Annotated in this window: 20 protein-coding genes; 19 read left to right on the plus strand and 1 reads right to left on the minus strand. The window is 53.4% G+C overall.

Features of this window, described 5'->3' with window-relative positions; genetic code table 11:
• Window positions 1-305: 305 nt before the first annotated feature.
• The 19 genes from ABID13_RS27045 to ABID13_RS27135 all read left to right on the plus strand — a co-directional run bounded on the left by ABID13_RS27045 (window position 306) and on the right by ABID13_RS27135 (window position 20,167).
• On the plus strand, window positions 306-1,289 hold the full coding sequence (locus ABID13_RS27045; protein ID WP_002569163.1) for a DUF6017 domain-containing protein: 984 nt from the start codon (window positions 306-308) through the stop codon (window positions 1,287-1,289).
• Window positions 1,290-1,312: 23 nt separating this feature from the next.
• Entirely contained in the window at window positions 1,313-1,534 is a 222-nt protein-coding gene (locus ABID13_RS27050; protein ID WP_002569164.1) for a DUF5348 domain-containing protein, read from the plus strand.
• Between the two features lie 41 nt (window positions 1,535-1,575).
• On the plus strand, window positions 1,576-2,052 hold the full coding sequence (locus tag ABID13_RS27055; RefSeq protein WP_002569165.1) for a PcfB family protein: 477 nt from the start codon (window positions 1,576-1,578) through the stop codon (window positions 2,050-2,052).
• On the plus strand, window positions 2,049-3,857 hold the full coding sequence (locus tag ABID13_RS27060; RefSeq protein WP_002569166.1) for a VirD4-like conjugal transfer protein, CD1115 family: 1,809 nt from the start codon (window positions 2,049-2,051) through the stop codon (window positions 3,855-3,857). The genes ABID13_RS27055 and ABID13_RS27060 overlap by 4 nt, the downstream gene beginning before the upstream one ends.
• On the plus strand, window positions 3,844-4,014 hold the full coding sequence (locus ABID13_RS27065; protein WP_002569167.1) for a hypothetical protein: 171 nt from the start codon (window positions 3,844-3,846) through the stop codon (window positions 4,012-4,014). Before ABID13_RS27060 ends, ABID13_RS27065 begins: the two co-directional genes overlap by 14 nt.
• A gap of 417 nt (window positions 4,015-4,431) precedes the next feature.
• Window positions 4,432-4,647 carry a Maff2 family mobile element protein gene (locus tag ABID13_RS27070; RefSeq protein WP_002569168.1) on the plus strand — a complete coding sequence of 72 codons (216 nt, stop codon included), beginning with the start codon at window positions 4,432-4,434 and terminating at the stop codon, window positions 4,645-4,647.
• A gap of 19 nt (window positions 4,648-4,666) precedes the next feature.
• Window positions 4,667-5,536: a VirB6/TrbL-like conjugal transfer protein, CD1112 family gene (locus tag ABID13_RS27075; protein ID WP_002595174.1), complete on the plus strand. Its 870-nt coding sequence runs from the start codon at window positions 4,667-4,669 to the stop codon at window positions 5,534-5,536.
• 177 nt (window positions 5,537-5,713) lie between these two features.
• Complete coding sequence (locus ABID13_RS27080) at window positions 5,714-6,115, plus strand: PrgI family protein (protein ID WP_002569171.1); 402 nt, start codon at window positions 5,714-5,716, stop codon at window positions 6,113-6,115.
• Window positions 6,066-8,504 (plus strand): VirB4-like conjugal transfer ATPase, CD1110 family, encoded by a 2,439-nt coding sequence (locus ABID13_RS27085; RefSeq protein WP_002569172.1) that lies wholly within the window; start codon window positions 6,066-6,068, stop codon window positions 8,502-8,504. The genes ABID13_RS27080 and ABID13_RS27085 overlap by 50 nt, the downstream gene beginning before the upstream one ends.
• Complete coding sequence (locus ABID13_RS27090) at window positions 8,501-9,460, plus strand: DNA-methyltransferase (protein WP_002569173.1); 960 nt, start codon at window positions 8,501-8,503, stop codon at window positions 9,458-9,460. The genes ABID13_RS27085 and ABID13_RS27090 overlap by 4 nt, the downstream gene beginning before the upstream one ends.
• A 35-nt stretch (window positions 9,461-9,495) precedes the next feature.
• Window positions 9,496-11,565, plus strand: a complete 2,070-nt coding sequence (locus tag ABID13_RS27095) for a C40 family peptidase (RefSeq protein WP_002569174.1) — start codon at window positions 9,496-9,498, stop codon at window positions 11,563-11,565.
• Window positions 11,566-11,599: 34 nt separating this feature from the next.
• Window positions 11,600-11,878, plus strand: coding sequence for a DUF4315 family protein (locus tag ABID13_RS27100; RefSeq protein WP_002569175.1), 279 nt, complete (start codon window positions 11,600-11,602; stop codon window positions 11,876-11,878).
• Window positions 11,871-12,572, plus strand: coding sequence for a DUF4366 domain-containing protein (locus ABID13_RS27105; protein ID WP_002569176.1), 702 nt, complete (start codon window positions 11,871-11,873; stop codon window positions 12,570-12,572). Before ABID13_RS27100 ends, ABID13_RS27105 begins: the two co-directional genes overlap by 8 nt.
• Window positions 12,569-12,757, plus strand: a complete 189-nt coding sequence (locus tag ABID13_RS27110) for a hypothetical protein (protein WP_002569177.1) — start codon at window positions 12,569-12,571, stop codon at window positions 12,755-12,757. The genes ABID13_RS27105 and ABID13_RS27110 overlap by 4 nt, the downstream gene beginning before the upstream one ends.
• 15 nt (window positions 12,758-12,772) lie before the next feature.
• Window positions 12,773-14,863, plus strand: coding sequence for a DNA topoisomerase 3 (locus ABID13_RS27115; protein ID WP_002569178.1), 2,091 nt, complete (start codon window positions 12,773-12,775; stop codon window positions 14,861-14,863).
• A gap of 212 nt (window positions 14,864-15,075) precedes the next feature.
• The gene (locus ABID13_RS27120) at window positions 15,076-18,639 is read left to right on the plus strand and encodes a YodL domain-containing protein (RefSeq protein ID WP_002569179.1); all 3,564 of its coding nucleotides are present in this window, start codon (window positions 15,076-15,078) and stop codon (window positions 18,637-18,639) included.
• A 3-nt stretch (window positions 18,640-18,642) separates the two neighbouring features.
• Window positions 18,643-19,596 carry a hypothetical protein gene (locus ABID13_RS27125; protein ID WP_002569180.1) on the plus strand — a complete coding sequence of 318 codons (954 nt, stop codon included), beginning with the start codon at window positions 18,643-18,645 and terminating at the stop codon, window positions 19,594-19,596.
• Entirely contained in the window at window positions 19,593-19,805 is a 213-nt protein-coding gene (locus ABID13_RS27130; protein ID WP_004607965.1) for a transposon-transfer assisting family protein, read from the plus strand. The genes ABID13_RS27125 and ABID13_RS27130 overlap by 4 nt, the downstream gene beginning before the upstream one ends.
• Window positions 19,802-20,167 (plus strand): cysteine-rich VLP domain-containing protein, encoded by a 366-nt coding sequence (locus ABID13_RS27135; protein ID WP_002569182.1) that lies wholly within the window; start codon window positions 19,802-19,804, stop codon window positions 20,165-20,167. Before ABID13_RS27130 ends, ABID13_RS27135 begins: the two co-directional genes overlap by 4 nt.
• A 177-nt stretch (window positions 20,168-20,344) precedes the next feature.
• Here ABID13_RS27135 and ABID13_RS27140 read toward each other — a convergent pair whose 3' ends face one another.
• Window positions 20,345-20,596 (minus strand): helix-turn-helix domain-containing protein, encoded by a 252-nt coding sequence (locus ABID13_RS27140; RefSeq protein ID WP_002569183.1) that lies wholly within the window; start codon window positions 20,594-20,596, stop codon window positions 20,345-20,347.
• Between the last annotated feature and the right edge of the window lie 44 nt (window positions 20,597-20,640).

Here is a 20,640-nt window from a genome sequence, read left to right on the forward strand (position 1 = left end):
TCAAAAGCTGACGTTAGATAACGATACTTTTGAAAACACTGGAAAATCAAGGTTTTTCGAGCGACGGACAAGCAGGGTATTGTACTAAAAACTGAATACGACGCAGAAGCGGCGTTTCTTACTCTCTACATGGGAGAACAGGAACGCCGCTTTTTTATGCCCTTTGTTACGCAGTAGGGGCAGAAAAAGCCTTGCTACAAGCGATTTTGCGGGCGCGTATCTGGCGCGGCAAGGGATTTATACCTTATCCCCCGAAACCGCGCTTCTACTGCGTAACAAATCCACAGCAAAAGGAGTGATTTACTATGGCAGTTTTCAGAGTGGAACGGAACAAGGGCTACACCGTAATGAGCAACCACCACCTACGCAACAAGGAGCTTTCCTTAAAGGCAAAAGGGCTGTTGTCGCAAATGCTGTCACTCCCCGAAGATTGGGACTACACCTTGAAAGGCTTATCCCTTATCAACCGGGAGAAGATAGACGCTATCCGCGAAGCCATTAAGGAGCTTGAACGCGCCGGGTATATCGTTCGGTCAAGGGAGCGCGACGAGAAAGGACGCTTGCGGGGCGCGGACTATGTGATATTCGAGCAGCCGCAGCCGCCTACGCCGGATTTACCTACATTGGAAAATCCAACATTGGATAATCCAACGCAGGAAAAACCAACATTGGAAAAACCTACGTTGGAAAATCCAACGCAATTAAATAAAGATATACAAAGAACTGACTTACCAAAAAAAGAAAAATCAAATACAGATTTATCAAGTACCCATTCCATTCCTATCCTTTCCCCTAACCCCTCTCCTTGCAGAGAAGCGGCTACGCCGCCGGAACGGAAAGGAACGGAAGCGGCAGCACAGAGCGCAGTTGATATATACCGGGAAATCATCAAGGACAATATCGACTACCACATTCTCAAACAGGACATGAAGTTTGACGGGGACAGGCTGGACGAGATTGTAGACCTCATGCTTGAAACCGTATGCACCGCCAGAAAGCGGGTACGGATTGCGGGGGACGACTACCCGGCAGAGCTTGTGAAATCTAAGTTTATGAAACTGGACGGCGAGCATATCCGCTTTGTGCTTGACTGTATGCGGGAGAACACAACGAAAATCCGCAACATCAAGCAATATCTGAAAGCAGCCCTTTTCAACGCCCCGTCCACTATCGGCAATTATTACACTTCCCTTGTCGCCCATGACATGGCAAGCGGCGCACTGTCACCGAAGAAGCCGCAGTACGGCGACCCGGACTATTATTCATTCAAACCGGGCGAAAGCCTGTAAAACAACAAAAGGAGGATTTTATTATGGCACAGAAAATGACAGGAGCATTGGTATTTGACGAGCGCACCGACCGTTACGACATTCGCTTTGACTTAAACAGCTACTACGGGGGCTTGCATTGCGGTGAGTGCTTTGACGTATTCGTGCGGGGCAAGTGGAAGCCGACCCGGATTGAGTACGGCGACAACTGGTATCTTGTGGGTATCAGAGCCGAGGACTTGAACGGGCTGCGGGTGCGTATCTGACCGCCGCCCCATAAAGAAACGCGAAAGGAGGACGCGAGGAATTGCAGGACGAAGTAAACGAAAAGACCATAGCCCTTTACATCAAGACCGGGAAGCTGACCGCCCAGACGCTCCAAAAGGCAATGAAAGCCATACTGTCAAAGGGCAAAAAGCAGCTTGCAAAACCGCCACAGGGAAAGCAGAGCTTAAAGCAGCTTATGAAGCAGAACGCGGGCGTTTCCAACATTGAGATTACCGAGGGCAATATCAAAGCCTTTGAGAGTACGGCGAAAAAGTACGGTATCGACTTTGCGCTGAAAAAGGACGCAACGGAAAGCCCGCCCCGCTATCTGGTTTTTTTCAAGGGGCGGGACGCGGACGTGCTGACCGCAGCCTTTAAGGAGTTTTCCGCAAAGAAGCTGACACAGGAGAAAAAGCCCTCTATCCGAAAGCTGCTCTCTACGCTCAAAGAAGCCGCACAGGGCAAGAACGCGGAACGGGCAAAGGTCAAGAACAAGGACAGGGAGGTATCGCTATGAAGCCGGAAATCAAGAAGCTGCTTATCCTAAATCTCCCGTATCTGCTCTTTGTCTGGCTCTTTGATAAAGTGGGCGCGGCTGTCCGTCTATCCCCCGGCGCGGACGCAAGCGCAAAGCTGCTACATCTTGGGGACGGTTTTACCACCGCCTTTTCCAGTATCGCGCCGAGCTTCCACCCGGCAGACTTACTTATCGGCATTGCGGGGGCGGTCATTGTCCGGCTGATTATCTACACCAAAGGCAAGAACGCGAAGAAATACCGCCGCGGGACAGAATACGGTTCGGCGCGTTGGGGCGGGGCTGACGACATAAAGCCGTACACAGACCCGGTATTTGAGAACAATATCCCCTTAACGCAGACGGAACGGCTCACCATGAACAGCCGCCCGAAGCAGCCGAAATACGCAAGAAACAAAAATATTCTTGTAATCGGCGGTTCCGGCAGCGGCAAGACCCGGTTCTTTGTGAAACCGTCGCTCATGCAATGTACGTCAAAGGATTTTCCAACGTCGTATATCGTCACTGACCCGAAAGGAACACTGATTTTGGAAACCGGGAAAATGTTGCAGCGGTACAAATACCGTATCAAAGTGCTAAATACGATTAACTTCAAAAAATCCATGAAATACAATCCCTTTGCCTATCTGCGGAGCGAAAAGGACATTTTGAAATTAGTCAATACCATTATCGCCAACACCAAAGGCGACGGGGAAAAATCCGGCGAGGATTTCTGGGTGAAAGCGGAAAAGCTCTACTACACCGCACTAATCGGCTATATCTGGTATGAAGCCCCAGAGGACGAGAAGAACTTCACGACGCTGCTTGAAATGATAAATGCGTCGGAAGCCCGCGAGGACGACGAGGATTTCCAGAACCCGGTTGACCTCATGTTTGAACGTCTGGAAGAAAAAGACCCGGAACATTTTGCAGTCAAGCAGTACAAAAAATACAAACTGGCGGCGGGCAAGACCGCAAAAAGCATACTTATCTCATGCGGCGCGAGGTTAGCCCCATTCGACATTAAGGAGCTGCGGGAGCTTATGGAAACCGACGAAATGGAGCTTGACACCATAGGTGACAGAAAGACCGCCCTTTTCGTGATTATCAGCGACACCGACGACACCTTTAACTTTGTCGTGAGTATTCTCTACACACAGCTATTCAACCTCTTGTGCGACAAAGCAGATGATGAATACGGCGGGCGGCTTCCCGTCCATGTACGGTGCTTACTTGATGAATTTGCGAATATCGGGCAAATCCCCAAATTTGAGAAACTAATCGCAACCATACGGAGCCGGGAAATCTCCGCGTCAATCATCTTGCAGAGCCAGTCACAGCTAAAGGCAATCTACAAGGACAACGCCGATACCATAGTCGGCAACTGCGACACCACGCTTTTCTTGGGCGGCAAGGAAAAAACCACGCTCAAAGAAATATCGGAGATTTTAGGCAAGGAAACGATAGACAGCTTCAACACTTCCGAAACAAGGGGGCGGGAGCTTTCGCATGGGCTGAACTATCAGAAATTGGGAAAGCAGCTTATGACGGAAGATGAAATCGCAGTCATGGACGGAGGGAAATGTATCTTGCAGCTACGCGGGGTGCGCCCGTTCTTTTCGGACAAATTCGACATAACGAAACACCCGAAATACAAGTACCTATCCGACGCAGACCCGAAGAACGCCTTTGACATGGAAAAGCACCTTAAACGCCGCCCCGCCATTGTCAAGCCCGACGAGGTTTTTGACTATTACGAGATTGACGCAGCAGACTTACAGGAGGACGCAGACCATGAGGAAACGTAGCGCAGAGGAAAAACAAAAGCAGCTTGAACGGTTTTTAATGAATGTTGCGGAAGCCGCCGACGCTGCATTATGGGAGTATTGGCGGGAAAAGGAAGCGGAACACCGCCGTTTTGCAACGGAGTATGTCACGCGCCGGGGGCTTATCCCTCAACAGTGACAGCATGGCAGACCGCCGGGGAGGGGGGGACAGGGGAAGCTACACTTCCCCTACGCTGCCTTGCGGCAGCTACCCCTTTGTGAACTTGCGGGAAGCGAACACCTTGCTATGCAAGCTATTCACTTCCCGCAAGTCTGAATAATACCCGTCCGGCAGCACAGCGGGACACCGAAAGGAGGAATCGAAGCAATCACATATATCAATATCGGCTACATGATACGCGCCCCTACTTTCCGGCGCAGCACACAGCGGCAGGAGCCGCACCCCCCTACAACTGAATACCGCCGCGCCGCAGAACTTACGCAGCGCGGGGACAGCCGCCTTTACCAGAGGGCGGTTTTTTTATGCGGCGGCATACGCTGACCGCCTTTTGTCCGCTTGCCGGACAGCCGCAGACGCGGCAGAAAGGATTTATTTATGGCATTTTTCAATAGCGCAGTAGACGTTTTGCAGACCCTTGTTGTAGCACTTGGAGCCGGGCTTGGTATCTGGGGCGTTATCAATCTCATGGAGGGCTACGGCAACGACAATCCGGGCGCGAAGAGCCAGGGCATGAAGCAGCTTATGGCGGGCGGCGGCGTTGCCCTTATCGGCATGACCCTTGTACCGCTGCTTTCCGGCTTGTTCGGTTAAGAAGCGCGGGTAAAGGCTTATGCAGAGCATACTTGACGCGATTAACGAATGGATAAAGGAAATCCTCATAGGAGCCATAAACGGTAATCTGTCAACTATGTTCGGGGACGTAAACGAGAAAGTCGGCACTATCGCCGCAGAGGTAGGGCAGACCCCGCAAGGGTGGAACGCAAATATATTCTCCATGATACAGACCCTTAGTGAGAATGTAATCGTACCCATTGCGGGGCTTGTCATTACCTACGTCCTATGCTATGAGCTTATCAGCATGGTAACGGAAAAGAACAATATGCACGACGTTGACACTTCCATGTTCTTCAAGTGGGTGTTCAAGGCGTTTGTGGCAGTCTACCTTGTGACGCACACCTTTGACATCACTATGGCGGTGTTCGATATGGCGCAGCACGTTGTTTCCGGCGCGGCGGGGGTAATCGGCGGCAGCACAGAGATTGATGTTGCCGCCGCCCTTGCTTCCATGCAGGACGGGCTTGACGCTATGGAAATCCCCGAACTGCTCTTACTTGTCATGGAAACAAGCCTTGTGAGCTTGTGCATGAAAATCATGTCCGTACTGATAACCGTTATCCTCTACGGGCGCATGATAGAGATTTACCTTTACTGTTCGGTATCGCCTATCCCGTTTGCAACAATGACGAACCGGGAATGGGGGCAGATAGGAAACAACTACCTCAAATCCCTGTTCGCTATCGGTTTTCAAGGCTTCCTCATTATGATATGCGTCGGCATTTACGCGGTTCTGGTAAACAACATGATAATAGCGGACAATCTGCACAGCGCGATATTCTCCCTTGCAGCCTATACCGTTATCCTCTGTTTCTCCCTGTTCAAATCCGGCGCACTGGCGAAGTCGATATTCTCCGCGCATTAGCGGCGTGTCAAGGGCAGGGTGGAGATTTTCAGAGCGAAGCGGCGAAAATACGACCCGACCTTGACGCGGATAACCCCCATATAATACGGGCGGGCAAAGGGCATAGATTGACCTTTGCCTTGATTACCCTTATGGGAAGTTACAGCAACACCAAACCCAGAGAAAGGAGGTTTTCACTTGGCGTATGTACCCGTACCCAAAGACTTATCCAAAGTCAAGACAAAAGTAGCGTTCAACCTTACCAAACGGCAGATTGTATGTTTTGCGGCGGCTCTCCTGTTCGGCTTGCCGCTTTTCTTTCTGCTCAAAGACAGCACAGGCACAAGCCTTGCGTCTATGGCTATGATTGCCGTCATGCTGCCCTGTTTCCTCTTTGCCATGTATGAGAAGCATGGACAGCCCCTTGAAGTGGTGGTGAAGAACATCATTCAGACGAAATTCATAGCCCCCAAAGAACGACCATACAGGACAGACAACTTTTATTCCGTCTTAGAACGGCAGAGAAAACTTGAAAAGGAGGTATCAGCGATTGCAAAAGGAAACACGAAGAAACAGCGCGGCGGGAAGCGCAAAGCCTAACCCGCCCCGCAAGCTCACCCGCGCCGAGAAAAAGCAGATTGCGGAAATCATCAGACAGGCAAAGGGCGACGGGAAAGCGCACACCGCGCAGCAGACAATCCCTTATATCCAGATGTACCCGGACGGTATCTGCAAGGTTACGGGACGGAAATACTCAAAGACCGTCGCCTTTGAAGATATTAACTATCAGCTTGCACAGGCAGACGACAAGACCGCCATTTTTGAGAACTGGTGCGACTTCCTCAACTACTTTGACGCTTCCGTTTCGGTGCAGCTCTCTTTCATCAATCAGGGGACGCAGCGCGGCGAAGCGGAAAAGGCGGTCAATATCCCGGCACAGGAGGACGCTTTCAATTCTATCCGCACAGAATACCGGGATATGCTGAAAAACCAGCTTGCAAAGGGCAACAACGGGCTTGTCAAAGCAAAATATATCACCTTTGCCATTGAAGCCGACAGTCTGGGCGCGGCGAAATCCCGCCTTGCCCGTATCGAAACGGACGTACTCAACAACTTTAAGCTCTTGGGCGTGTCTGCCCGCCCCATGACAGGCTATGAACGCCTTAAAATGCTGCATGGCATTTTCCACCCGGAGGGCGGGCAGTTTGCCTTTGATTTTTCATGGCTTGCCCCGTCCGGGCTTTCCACAAAGGACTTTATCGCCCCGTCCTCTTTCCGTTTTGGCGAGGGGCGGTATTTCCGCATGGGGCGCAAAATCGGCGCGGTTTCATTCCTTGAAATCCTTGCGCCGGAATTAAACGACCGTATCTTATCTGACATTCTGGACTTGGAAACGGGCGTTATCGTCAATCTGCATATCCACAGTATCGACCAGACCGAAGCCATAAAGACAATCAAGCGGAAAATCACCGACCTTGACAAAATGAAAATCGAAGAACAGAAAAAAGCGGTACGCAGCGGCTACGACATGGATATAATCCCGTCCGACCTTGCCACTTTCGGCAGCGAAGCGAAGAACCTCTTACAGGACTTGCAGAGCCGGAATGAAAGAATGTTCCTCTTGACGTTCCTTGTGGTGAACATGGCAGACACAAAAAGGAAACTGGAAAATGACGTATTCGCGGCGGCGGGCATTGCACAGAAGAACAACTGCGCCTTAACCCGCCTTGACTACCAACAGGAAGCGGGGCTTATGTCCTCTGTACCGCTTGGGGAGAACCTTATCCCCATTCAAAGAGGGCTTACCACGTCAAGCACCGCTATCTTTATCCCCTTTATCACGCAGGAGCTTTTTCAGACGGGCGCGGCTTTGTATTACGGCTTAAACGCCCTGTCTAACAACATGATACTCTGCGACCGCAAGCAGCTAAAGAACCCCAACGGCTTAATCTTGGGTACGCCGGGAAGCGGGAAATCCTTTGCCGCCAAACGGGAAATGACAAACGCTTTCCTCATTACCGACGACGACATAATTATCTGCGACCCGGAAGCAGAGTATTTTTCCCTTGTGCAGCGGCTTGACGGGCAAGTGATACGGTTATCGCCTACGGGCAAGGGCATTGACGGGAAGCCCCAGTATGTGAACCCTATGGATATTAACCTCAATTACAGCGAGGACGACAGCCCCCTTGCGCTGAAATCCGACTTTATCCTCTCCCTCTGCGAGCTTGTCATAGGCGGCAAGGAGGGCTTGCAGCCCGTCGATAAGACCGTCATTGACCGCGCTGTTAGGAACGTGTACCGCCCTTTCCTTGCAGACCCCGACCCGGAGAAAATGCCTATCTTGGGCGACCTCTACAACGAGCTTTTGAAGCAGCCGGAGCCGGAAGCGGCGCGTATCGCGGCGGCGTTGGAGCTTTATGTTTCCGGGAGCCTTAACGTCTTTAACCACAGGACGAATGTAGAGCTTTCAAACCGCCTTGTCTGCTTTGACATCAAGCAGCTTGGGAAGCAGCTCAAAAAATTAGGTATGCTCATTGTGCAGGACCAGGTATGGAACCGCGTCACCGTCAACCGGGCAGAAAGGAAATCCACCCGGTATTTTATGGACGAATTTCATCTTCTCTTGAAAGAGGAACAGACCGCCGCCTATTCCGTTGAAATCTGGAAGCGTTTCAGAAAATGGGGCGGCATACCCACAGCAATCACGCAGAACGTCAAAGATTTGCTTGCTTCCCGCGAAGTGGAGAATATCTTTGAAAACTCTGATTTTGTCCTCATGCTCAATCAGGCGGCGGGCGACCGGGCTATCCTTGCAAAGCAGCTCAACATCTCCCCGCAGCAGATGAAGTATGTCACCCACACCGAAGCGGGCGAGGGGCTTATCTTCTACGGGAACGTGGTGCTGCCCTTTGTAGACCGCTTCCCGAAAGACACCGAGCTTTACCGGGTAATGACGACGAAGCCGGAGGAAGTGGGCGAAGCATGAACGGGCTGAAAACTGACACAATCATCAACCGGGACGCGCTCTATGCCTTGCGGGAGCTTCCAGAGGAAAGCGTACACTGTTGCGTCACAAGCCCGCCCTACTATGCGCTTAGGGATTACGGGCTTGATATGCAGATTGGGCGGGAGGACACGCCGGAGCAGTACATTGACAGGCTGACCGAGGTTTTCCGCGAGCTGCGCCGGGTACTGCGTTCTGACGGTACGCTCTGGCTGAATATCGCGGACACCTACTGCGGCACAGGAAATAAAGGCTACCATGCAGACCCGAAGAACCCGAAAGGCAGAAACGGACAGCAGATTGCAAGAAACAACCGCGTTTCCGGCTGCAAACAAAAGGACTTAATCGGTATCCCTTGGCTTTTAGCCTTTGCCCTACGCGCTGACGGGTGGTATTTACGGAGCGACATTATCTGGCAGAAAGAAAACCCCATGCCGGAGAGCGTGAAAGACCGCCCTACCCGCTGCTATGAACATATCTTTCTGCTTACGAAGTCAAAGAAGTATTTTTATGACGCAGCCGCCATAGCCGAGCCGTTAGCCCCCACAACGGCGGCGCGGTACCGCACCGGGCGCAGCGCGGGACAGAAATATGCGGACGAAGTACCCGGACAGGGGAACGTACAGGGGCTTAACCGGGCGCGAAGCGGCAGCTACTACGACGAAGCCCTCATGCCGACCATGCGGAACAGGCGGGACGTGTGGCTTATCAATACCGTTCCCTACAAGGGCGGGCATTTCGCCGCGTTCCCGCCAAAACTTGCCGAAACCTGTATCAAGGCGGGCTGTCCGAAAGGCGGCGTTGTGCTTGACCCCTTTTTCGGCAGCGGCACGACGGGGGCAGCCGCAAAGCAGCTTGACAGGCATTATATAGGCATTGAGATAAACGCCGAGTATTGCGCCCTTGCAAGGGCGCGGATTGGAGGGACAGACACATAAAACAATATAAGGCGCGTGAAAAAGTCACGCAGAAAATGACCCGCGAGGGGGCTGTCGAGGTAAACGCCGCTACCGGGAAAAAGAAACGTATCAGCAAGCGGATAAGGGACGCGGACTTTGCAAAGACCGAAGCCCCACCGCAGCCGGAACAGGCAGCGCAGCCCCTACCGGGCGGCGCAACTTCCCCGCCCTTAACCGACACGCCGCCGCTTCCCCATGCGCCGGGGGCAGAACGGGAACAGGACACCGCAGCAGCCGAGCGCGTCTTGGAACGTATCGACGGGGCGCGTACCAGAAAGGCGAGCAAAAAGGCGGCGAGGAAAGCACAGGCAGAAGCCACAGCAAAAGAAAAATCTTCCCGCTTGCAGTTTACCGACGAGGAACGGGCAACGCCGGAGCTTGAAAGGTATATCCGAAAATCGGACAAAGCAGCCGACCGTCTGGACGCGGCAAAGGCGGCTATCCCCAAAGAAAAGAAACTTGTACGGGAGCGCACCTTTGATGAAGCCACCGGGAAAGGCAAGACCCGCCTACATTTTGAGGAACAGGAAAAGCCCATAGGAAAGAATAAGCCCCACAATAACCCGCTATCCCGCCCCGCACAGGAAGCGGGTATTTTCGTCCACAACAAGATACATTCCGTTGAAAAGGACAATTCCGGCGTTGAGGGGGCGCACAAATCCGAAGAACTGGCAGAGCGCGGCGCAAAGTACGGGGCGCGGAAAGTCAAGGAGGGCTACCACAGCCACAAGCTCAAACCCTACCGGGCGGCGGCAAAGGCAGAGAAAGCGGCGTTCAAGGCGAATGTGGATTTTCAGTACCATAAAGCCCTGCATGACAATCCGCAGATTGCGGGCAATCCCCTTTCCCGCTTCATGCAGAAGCAGCAAATCAAGCGGCAGTATGCAAAGTCGGCAAGGAAAGGCGGCGCAAAAACGGCGCAGAAAGCCGCAGAGAACACCCGCAAGGCGGCAAAAAAGACCGCCGAGGAAACAAAAAAGGCAATCGCTTTTGTAGGGCGGCACCCGGCGGGCGTATGTATCGCCGTTGCCGCGCTACTCTTATTCATCATGGTATCGGCGGGGCTTTCCTCTTGCGGTTCCATGTTCTCCGGCTTGATGAACGGCATACTTGGGACTTCCTACACGTCGGAGGACAGCGACCTTGTGGCGACGGAGAACAATTACGCCGCAAAGGAAAACGAGCTTCAGCAGCAGATTGACAATATCGAAAGCACCCACCCCGGCTATGACGAATACCGCTATGACCTTGACAGTATCGGGCATAACCCCCATGAGTTAGCGTCCTACCTCACCGCCCTTTTACAGACCTACACCCCGCAGAGCGCACAGGCAGAGCTAAATCGCGTCTTTGCCATGCAGTACACTTTGACGCTGACAGAAGAAACGGAAATCCGCTACCGCACAGAAACAAGCACAGACCCGGAAACAGGGGAAACGACCACCGAGGAAGTACCCTACGAGTACCATATCCTCAACGTGAAGCTGACGAACAAGCCCATTTCCGAGATTGCGGAGGAACTTCTAACGCCACAGCAGCTTGAAATGTACCGCGTCTATCTGGAAACAAGCGGAAACAAACCGCTGATTTTCGGCGGCGGCTCCCCCGATATGGGCGCGTCCGAGGATTTAAGCGGCGTACAGCTTGTAAACGGCACACGCCCCGGCAACACCGCCGTTGTAGACCTTGCGAAGCGGCAAGTCGGCAACGTGGGCGGGCGACCCTTTTGGAGCTGGTACGGATTTAACAGCCGCGTGGAATGGTGCGCCTGTTTCGTTTCATGGTGCTACAATCAAGCCGGAAAGAGCGAGCCGCGCTTTGCCGGGTGCCAGTCACAGGGCGTACCCTGGTTCCAGTCACGCGGGCAATGGGGCGCGAGGGGCTATGAGAATATCGCCCCCGGCGACGCTATCTTTTTCGACTGGGACGGGGACGGGAGCGCAGACCATGTGGGGCTTGTTATCGGAACGGACGGGGAGCGCGTCTATACCGTCGAGGGCAATTCCGGCGACGCCTGCAAGATAAAGAGCTACCCCGTCAATTACTCCTGTATCAAAGGCTATGGGCTGATGAACTGGAATTAACATATTTTTGAGCAAAGAAAGGAGAAATTTATTGATGGCTATGAACAAAATTGAACGTATCGACAAAGAGATTGCAAAGACCCGCGAGAAAATCACCGAGTACCAGAACAGATTAAGGGGGCTTGAAGCGCAGAAAACCGAAGCGGAAAACCTGCAAATCGTACAGCTTGTGCGCTCCATGCGCCTTTCCCCGCATGAGCTTTCCGCTATGCTTTCCGGCGGCGGTATTCCGGGCATGGAAGCCGCGCCGGGCTACCCCGCAGAACCCGCAGACCACGACACCGAAGAAATGGAGGACACCGAGAATGAATAAGAAAATCCTTAGAACCTTGACCGCACTCTGCGCCGCCCTCATGCTGACGGGCGGCTTTTCCGTCACCGCCTTTGCACAGACCCCGGAGGGACAGGACGCGACCGACGACAGCGGCGTTGTCTATGAGGAACCCGAAAAGGAAGAACCCCTTACCCCGGACGGGAACGCGACCCTTGTAGACGATTTCGGCGGCAACAAGCAGCTTATCACAGTGACGACCAAAAACGGCAATTACTTTTATATCCTTATCGACCGGGACGACGAGGGCGAGGACACCGTACATTTCCTTAATCAAGTGGACGAAGCCGACCTTATGGCACTCATGGAGGACGGAAGCACCGAAGCAGCCCCGCCCGCCGTTTGCAGTTGCACCGATAAATGCGAAGCCGGAAAGGTAAATGTGAGCTGCCCTGTCTGCAAGGACAACATGACCGCTTGCAGCGGCAAGGAAGCGGAGCCGGAAACCGAGAAACCAACAGAGCAGCCCAAAGAGAAAGGCAATACAGGCGGGCTTGTGCTTTTCCTTGTCGTGGCACTTCTTGGCGGCGGGGGCGCGTTCTATTATTTTAAGTTTATGAAGCCAAAGCAGAACGTCAAGGGCGACACCGACCTTGAAGATTTCGATTTTGACGATTACGACGAGGACGAGGGGGACGGGCTTTCTGATGAAGAACAGGAGGACGAGGAAGCATGACGCTTTTTACCGAAAACCCTTTAGAAAAAATGATGGTACAAAGACCCACCGGGCGGCGTGACAGTGCGCCGCCCGTTCCAAAATCCCCGGCGTGTATGCGTTGCCCTTATAAGGCGCAATCCCCCTGTATCGGCTATTGTCTGAAACAGGCACAGGAGAAGAAGCACACCGCGCCGGAACGCTGAAAGGAGGATTTTTTCATGGCATTTAGACTTGTGATTGCAGAAAAGCCGAGCGTGGCGCAGACTATCGCCGCCGCGCTTGGCATTAAGGGGAAACAGGACGGGTATATCGAGGGCGGCGGCTACCTCATTTCATGGTGCGTCGGGCATTTGGTACAGCTTGCGGAAGCTGCCGCCTACGGGGAGCAATATAAAAAATGGAGTTTTGACAGCTTACCCATTCTGCCGGAGGAATGGCAGTACGCCGTTGACCCGGACAAGGGGAAGCAATTCAAAACCATTAAAGAGCTTATGCACCGCGCCGACGTTTCCGAAGTGGTAAATGCGTGTGACGCGGGGCGCGAGGGTGAATTGATTTTCCGCTTTGTCTACGAAGTGGCGGGCTGCAAGAAGCCCATGCGCCGCTTGTGGATTTCTTCAATGGAGGACGGGGCGATTAAGGCGGGCTTTGCTTCCCTCAAAGACGGGCGGGACTATGGCGCGCTCTTTGCGTCCGCCCTCTGCCGCGCAAAGGCTGACTGGCTTATCGGCATTAACGCCACCCGGCTTTTCTCCTGCCTGTATGGAAAGACCTTGAACGTGGGGCGCGTCCAGACCCCGACCTTAAAAATGCTCACCGACCGGGACGCGGCTATCTCCCATTTCCAGAAAGAAAAATATTATCATGTTCGCCTTGATTTATCCGGCGCGGACGCGGCAAGCGAAAGGATTTCGGACAAGGCAGAAGCCGACGCGCTGAAAGGGGCTTGCGAAGCGGGAAAGGCGGTATGCGTTTCCCTTACCAGAGAGAAGAAAACCGCAGCCCCGCCAAAGCTCTTTGACCTTACCTCTTTGCAGCGGGAAACGAACCGCATTTTCGGTTACACCGCAAAGCAGACCCTTGACCTTGCACAATCCCTTTATGAAAAGCGGCTCCTTACTTATCCGAGGACGGACAGCAGCTTTCTTACTGACGACATGGGCGGCACCGCAGCGGACATTATCGCGCTGCTTTGCGAAAAGCTCCCCTTTATGGCGGGCGCGGACTTCACGCCGGAGATTGCAAAGGTATTAGACAGCAAGAAAGTATCAGACCACCACGCAATCATTCCCACTATGGAGCTTGCAAAGGCTGACCCGGACGCGCTGCCGGAAAGCGAGAAGAATATCCTTACCCTTGCGGGGGCGCGTCTGCTTTTTGCCACCGCCGAGCCGCATATTTATGAAGCGGTTACGGCGGTTTTCTCATGCGCCGGGACAGACTTCACCGCAAGGGGAAAGACCGTACTTGCGGAGGGTTGGAAAGAGCTTGAACGCAGATACCGGGCGACGCTGAAAGATAAGCCCGAAGCAGAGGACGGGGAAAATGAGGGCGTGACGCTGCCGGAGCTTTCCGAGGGACAGAACTTTCCTAACCCCGCCGCAAAAGTAACGGAGCATACCACAACGCCGCCGAAGCCCCACAGCGAAGCGTCGCTTCTCTCTGCTATGGAGCGAGCCGGGAACGGGGACACCGACCCGGACGCGGAACGCCGGGGGCTTGGCACTCCCGCCACCCGCGCCGCCGTCATTGAAAAACTGGTAAAGGGCGGCTTTGCAGAGCGCAAGGGGAAGCAGCTTATCCCCACGCAGAACGGAGCCGCCCTTATATCAGTCTTGCCGGATATGCTCACTTCCCCGCAGCTTACCGCAGAATGGGAAAACAATCTGACGCAGATAGCAAAGGGAGCCGCAGACCCCGGCGAATTTCTGTCCGGCATTGAAGCTATGGCGCGGGAGCTTGTGCAGACACACGCCGCAGCACTGGACGGGAAAAAGGATTTGTTCCGGGAGGAAAAGCCCTCTGTCGGCAAATGCCCCCGTTGCGGTTCCCCCGTCCATGAGGGGAAGAAAAACTATTATTGCAGCAACAAAGAATGTGCCTTTGTCATGTGGAAGAATGACCGCTTTTTCGAGGAACGCAAGACCGCTTTTTCCGCGAAGATTGCCGCCGCGCTCCTTAAATCCGGCAAAGTGAATGTGAAGAAGCTCTATTCCCCGAAAACAGGCAAGACCTATGACGGAACTATCGTTCTGGCTGACACTGGCGGGAAATACGTCAACTACCGTATCGAAGTACAGAAGAACTAAAAACTTGAATAGCAAGCATAGGAAGCGGGTACCCACTTCCGTAAATCCCTGTCCTGCCGCTGACGCGCCGGACGGGGATTTTGCTTGTTGGGAAGTTTCCCAAACCCTCTAAAAAAATGAAAAAATTGTTGGCATAACGCACAGCCCACCGTAGTACGGGGCGAACCCCAAAAGCGCGGCGGTGCGCCGCCATTTCAGAAAGGAGCGAATGAATGGAAAAGAAAAAAGGTTACTCCATGTTTGAGCGTGACAAGTTAGACCCGGCTGACAGTATGCGGATAGAGCGAAATATTTATTTTGAGGAACAGACCGCTGACCTTTCCGGGCTTACCGCCCTGCCCTTAGAACAGTTACAGGCATTGCGGGAAGAATACGCGGCGGCTGAACAGGCAGCTTTTGAAGCCTTGCAAGAACAGGCGGCGGCATGGGACGAACAGGCGGGAAAGACCCTTGCCATTGACAAAGCCATTGAGTATGTGAGGACACCCGAAGCTACGCATACCGCGAACCAGTGGGAAGCTACGGACTACGGGAAGCACATCAGCAACCGCGTCTACCAAATGCGCTACCACATATCCGAGAATACCCGGTATGACAGGGAAAAAGAGAAATCCATTCCCTATTCGTGGACGCTTTCATGGAGTATTTACACCAACAGCCCCCACAATTACGGACAGGCAAAAATCGCCGGACAGGAAAGGAAAGTCTTTGCAGACAAGGCAGCTATGGAAAAATATCTGAATGGGCGTATCAAAGCCTATCAGCATTTATTCACCGAGGTATCGCCGCCTATCCCGCCAGAGTATGCAGAGCATTTCAAAGTAAACGGGCAGCTTTTACCGGGCTATGCTATCGAGGGCGAGGAACGGGCGCAGCCTACCGCTGAAAAAGCAGCCCCCACCACAGCAGAGCCGCCACAGGACACCGAACAGAGAAAGGAGCGTGAAACCATAAACGAGCAGTTTTCAATTCTTATCGACAGCCGCAGCCGCTTTGAAACAGGCAAACCGGGCGGCGTGTGGCTTCCCATGCCGACCACAACAGAGCAGCTTCATGCGGCTATGGAAAGCGTCGGCATTACCGCAGACAATCCGCAGGATTTTTTCATCAACGGGTATTCTTCTACGGAGGACTGCCCCTTTGACTTGCCGCTTTCCGTTATCCAAAGCGCAAGCATGGACGAGCTGAATTATTTTGGAAAACTTCTGGAAATGCAGAGTGACGGGGACAAGGATAAATTTGCGGCGGCGGTTACACATGGCGAGTATGCCGGAAGCATGAAAGACCTTATCAACCTTGCACAAAACCTTGACTGTTACTGGCTCTATCCCACTGTCCGCAGCGAAGAAGATTACGGTTATTATCTTATCGACGAACTGGACGAGCTGGAGCTTCCCGAAGAAGCAAAGAAATATTTCAAGTATGAAGAATACGGGCGGGACGCAGTTAGCAAGGATAAGGGGCAGTTTACCGAACAGGGCTATATCTATAACAATCAGAACACCTTTACCGAATGGTATCGGGGAACGGAAAACGAGATACCCAAAGAATACCGCGTTATGAGCTTCCCACAGCCGGAACGCGGCGGACAGGACAAGACCTTTATGGACGCAGCCGCCACAGAGCAGACCGCCCGAACCGCCGCAGAGCAGCCACAGGAGCCGCACCCGGTTATCCCTATCGTGCTGACAGCCGGGAAGCCCGCCGAGAAATTAAAAGAGATTACCGACCGTCTGGAACAGGGCATTACGGAACTCTTTGACAGCGAGCGTTACAAGGAATATCTGAAAGTCATGTCAAAATTCCATAATTACAGCTTCCGAAACACCGTCCTTATCGCCATGCAGAAGCCGGACGCTTCCCTTTTGGCGGGCTTTTCCGCTTGGAAGAACAACTTTGAGCGAAATGTGATGAGAGGGCAAAAGGGAATTAAAATCATTGCCCCGTCGCCCTATAAAATCAAACAGGAAATGCAGAAAATCGACCCGCACACGCAGAAGCCCATAATCGGCAAGGACGGAAAGCCCGTCACCGAGGAAAAGGAAATCACCATACCCGCCTACAAGGTGGTATCCGTCTTTGACGTTTCCCAGACCGAGGGAAAGGAACTGCCGGACATTGCCGTTGACGAACTGACAGGCGACGTTGACCGCTATAAGGACTTTTTCGCAGCCCTTGAAAAGACTTCCCCCGTTCCTATCGCCTTTGAGAATATCGAGGGCGGCTCTCATGGCTACTACCACTTGGAGGACAAGCGCATTGCTATCAACGAGGGCATGAGCGAATTACAGACCTTAAAGACCGCCATTCACGAAATCGCCCATGCGAAGCTGCACGACATTGACCTCAACGCGCCAAAGGACGAGCAACCCCGCGTTGACCGCCGCACCCGCGAAGTCGAAGCGGAAAGCGTCGCCTATACCGTCTGCCAACATTACGGGCTTGACACGTCGGACTATTCTTTCGGCTATGTCGCCGGGTGGAGCAGCGGGCGGGAGCTGTCCGAGCTGAAAAGCTCCCTTGAAACGATACGCAGCGCAGCCGCCGAGATTATCAATTCCATAGACGCGAATTTTGCGGAGCTGCAAAAGGCACAGGACAAGGAGCAGACCGCCGGACAGGAGCAGCCCACCAGAGAGGGACAAGAAGCCGCGCCACAGCCGGAAGCCCCGAAAAAAGCAGATACAGCCGGGAAAGAAAAGCCGGAAGCAGCCCCGAAAGAAGCCTTTACCCCGGAAACGATTTACAGAGTGCGCCGGAACCCTTACAGCGACAGCCGGGAAAACAGCCACCTCTTGCAAGCCTATGTGACACAGGAGAACGGGCGGGCGAAAATGGGCGACGTGCTTTATACGGGAACGCCGGAGAAATGCCGCGAGCTTATGGGGCAGCTCAAAAGCGGCGAGCTGACCGAGGGCGACGTAAAGCAGCTTTACGCAAAGGCACAGGAAACGGCGCAGACCACCGGACAGGACAAGGACACCTTTTCCATTTACCAGATAAAGGGCGGGGACGAAACAAGGGACTTCCGCTTTGAGCCTTACGACCGCCTGCAGGCGGCGGGAAATGTGGTTGATAAAGCGAACTATGAGCTTGTCTATTCCGCGCCCCTTGCGCCGGAAACTTCCCTTGAAGATATTTATACCCGCTTCAATATCGACCACCCAAAAGATTTTAAGGGACACAGCCTTTCCGTTTCGGACGTGGTAGTGCTTCATCAGAACGGACAGGACACCGCGCATTACGTTGACAGCGTAGGCTTCCGGCAAGTGCCGGAGTTTTTACAGGAGCAGAAGCAGCTTACCCCGGACGAGCTGACAACGGGCGAAACAATCCAGACACCGAGGGGGACTTTCCATGTGACCGCCATGAGCCGGGAGCAGATAGAAGCCGCCGGATATGGCTTTCACCACCAGTCGGACGACGGAAAGTATCTGATTATGGGGAACGGGACGCGGGCGTTTGCTGTTGCCGCAGAGCAGCCGGAAAAGGCAAACCCCTTGAAGCATATCGAGGACACCGTAGAGCAGAACGACAACAACTTTGACGGTATCATCAACAACACCCCTACCGTTGACGAACTGGAAGCAAAGGTTAAGGCGGGAGAAACAATTTCCCTTGTTGACCTGGCTAACGCGGTCAAAGCCGACAAAGAGCGCGGCAAGGAAGCGAAGCCGGAAAAGAAGCCCTCTATCCGGGCGCAGCTTAGGGCTGACAAGGAAAAGGCGCAGAAGAAAAACGCAAAGCAGAAATTACAGGATTTGGAAAGGAGCTGACCCATGCCGAAACAGAGTAAATTTGAGAACGTGGATTTGTTCGCTTCCCTCAATGCGGTTATGAAGCAGAACACAGGCTTTTACCAGAGCGACTTGGAGATTGACAAGGAGATTATCGCAAAGGCGGCGGCAAGCCCCCGCAAGGAGGACAAGACCCTTTTGTGGTTCTGCCGCCCGTCCGGGACGCATTGCTTCCGGGAGCGCGACGTTTTCCTCAAAGACACCGCGCCCCACAACACATGGCGTTTCTACATGGAGCAGACGAGCGACCGCGTCCTTGCCTATGCAATCGAGCTAACGGGGACGGAGCGCGGGAAAATCAAGGGCAATCTGTACGAACTGGACTACGCTAAACATTATGAGCGCGTCAAGGAAAAGGAGCTGCCCGCCGATACGGTGAAGCTGATTTATGAGCATGGGGAACGGGAGATACCCGCCGGACAGTTTTTCAACGGCAATCCCGATTATGAGCTTGGAAAGTTTGAACGCTTTGAAGCCGTACCCAACGACCCGGACGCGCTGCAATCGCTCTTACAGGAAGAACGGCGCAGCCGGGAGCAGCTTCCGCCGGGGGATTTCAAGGCGCATATCGCCGCATTGCGGGACGGGCTGATTGAAACGGAAGCGCGGCGCATTGTACGGGAAATGAAGCGGCACGACACGCCGAACAGCCCCAACAAGACCCATTTCATGGTAGAGCTTTCCCCGGCGTTCATGCAGCTTGCAGCCACAAAGGACACTGACCGCCTTTTCTCCATGCTGCCCTACAAGACCCTTGCCTTTTCCAAAATCGAGGGCAGACATGGGACGTATGCGCTGATTGACAAGGGGGAGAACCGGGACAGGAAGATAAGGAAGCCCCGCCCCTCTATCCGGGCGCAGCTTAAAGCAGACAAGGCAAAGACCGCCCCGAAAAAGGCGGCGGCAAAAACAAAAAATCACGATATGGAGGTATGAGCATGATTAGACTGACTGTTGAAGAAACAAACCTTTTGAGCATTTACAACGAGGGCGGCAAGCGGGCTTTGATTGAGAATGTCAACGCCGCGCTGCCCTACATGGACGCGGATATGCGGGAGCTTGCAAAGCGCACCCTTTCCAAAGTGGACGCTTTGACCGAAGCGGAATTTGCAGAGCTTCCCATTTACGCCGCTGATGAAGTATGAACGGGGTTAAGCGGCTGACGCCGCCCCAGAGCCGGAAAGTCAACGCCCTTGTGCGCCGGACGTGCTGCAATTATGATAACGGGAACTGTATCTTACTGGACGACGGGGACGAGTGCGTTTGTCCGCAGCTCATTTCCTATTCGCTTCTCTGCAAGTGGTTCCGGGCTGCGGTGCTTCCCGCCGACAGGCTACTCTATGCGGAGCTTTACCAGACAGGGGACAAGAAGAAGTGTACCGAGTGCGGCGCGTTCTTTGCGTCAACCTCTAACAGTGTCAAATACTGCCCCGTCTGCCGGAAGCGTATCACCCGCAGACAAGCTGCCGAGCGCATGAGGAAAAGACGCACCCCTGTTACGCAGTAGGTGCGGAAAATCCCTTGATTTACAGGGCTTTCCGGGCGTGAAAATCGGATAGGCGATACTTTATACCTTTACCCCCGAAAATGGCGTTCTACTGCGTAACATTCACGAAAACAGCACCCATAAAAAGACAGGGCGCGGAAGTCATATACTGGCTTCCGCGCCCTGTTCTTTTTTTGCCTATCTGACATTTCCCTTTTCCATTTCTTCAAGCGGGAACTGCGGGAGGGCTTCTATCAGCTTCTTTGTGATAGACTGGCGCATATCTTCGTTGATTTCCTGTTTCGTGCTTCCGTCTGGCTGTCTGACCGCTACCGTCGATAGCCTGTCGATTTCGTCCTTGTAGCAATCCACGACTTTCTCCACCGCCCATTTCTCCCCGGCAACGGCGGCGCGTATGGTTTCATATTCCGGCATTTTCTGGTTTTCCATGCTCAACGCTCCTCTGCTTTTTGATAGCCCTATCATAGCACAGC

Origin of the sequence: Enterocloster citroniae (assembly GCF_040545455.1) — a bacterium.
GTDB lineage: Bacteria > Bacillota > Clostridia > Lachnospirales > Lachnospiraceae > Enterocloster > Enterocloster citroniae.

Excerpts from the sequence above, each read along its gene's own strand:
- ABID13_RS27045 (WP_002569163.1), top strand. The coding sequence starts at position 306 with ATGGCAGTTTTCAGAGTGGAACGGAACAAGGGCTACACCGTAATGAGC.
- ABID13_RS27050 (WP_002569164.1), top strand. The coding sequence starts at position 1,313 with ATGGCACAGAAAATGACAGGAGCATTGGTATTTGACGAGCGCACCGAC.
- ABID13_RS27060 (WP_002569166.1), top strand. The coding sequence starts at position 2,049 with ATGAAGCCGGAAATCAAGAAGCTGCTTATCCTAAATCTCCCGTATCTG.
- ABID13_RS27065 (WP_002569167.1), top strand. The coding sequence starts at position 3,844 with ATGAGGAAACGTAGCGCAGAGGAAAAACAAAAGCAGCTTGAACGGTTT.
- ABID13_RS27070 (WP_002569168.1), top strand. The coding sequence starts at position 4,432 with ATGGCATTTTTCAATAGCGCAGTAGACGTTTTGCAGACCCTTGTTGTA.
- ABID13_RS27075 (WP_002595174.1), top strand. The coding sequence starts at position 4,667 with ATGCAGAGCATACTTGACGCGATTAACGAATGGATAAAGGAAATCCTC.
- ABID13_RS27090 (WP_002569173.1), top strand. The coding sequence starts at position 8,501 with ATGAACGGGCTGAAAACTGACACAATCATCAACCGGGACGCGCTCTAT.
- ABID13_RS27095 (WP_002569174.1), top strand. The coding sequence starts at position 9,496 with ATGACCCGCGAGGGGGCTGTCGAGGTAAACGCCGCTACCGGGAAAAAG.
- ABID13_RS27100 (WP_002569175.1), top strand. The coding sequence starts at position 11,600 with ATGGCTATGAACAAAATTGAACGTATCGACAAAGAGATTGCAAAGACC.
- ABID13_RS27105 (WP_002569176.1), top strand. The coding sequence starts at position 11,871 with ATGAATAAGAAAATCCTTAGAACCTTGACCGCACTCTGCGCCGCCCTC.
- ABID13_RS27110 (WP_002569177.1), top strand. The coding sequence starts at position 12,569 with ATGACGCTTTTTACCGAAAACCCTTTAGAAAAAATGATGGTACAAAGA.
- ABID13_RS27115 (WP_002569178.1), top strand. The coding sequence starts at position 12,773 with ATGGCATTTAGACTTGTGATTGCAGAAAAGCCGAGCGTGGCGCAGACT.
- ABID13_RS27120 (WP_002569179.1), top strand. The coding sequence starts at position 15,076 with ATGGAAAAGAAAAAAGGTTACTCCATGTTTGAGCGTGACAAGTTAGAC.
- ABID13_RS27125 (WP_002569180.1), top strand. The coding sequence starts at position 18,643 with ATGCCGAAACAGAGTAAATTTGAGAACGTGGATTTGTTCGCTTCCCTC.
- ABID13_RS27130 (WP_004607965.1), top strand. The coding sequence starts at position 19,593 with ATGAGCATGATTAGACTGACTGTTGAAGAAACAAACCTTTTGAGCATT.
- ABID13_RS27135 (WP_002569182.1), top strand. The coding sequence starts at position 19,802 with ATGAACGGGGTTAAGCGGCTGACGCCGCCCCAGAGCCGGAAAGTCAAC.
- ABID13_RS27140 (WP_002569183.1), bottom strand. The coding sequence starts at position 20,596 with ATGGAAAACCAGAAAATGCCGGAATATGAAACCATACGCGCCGCCGTT.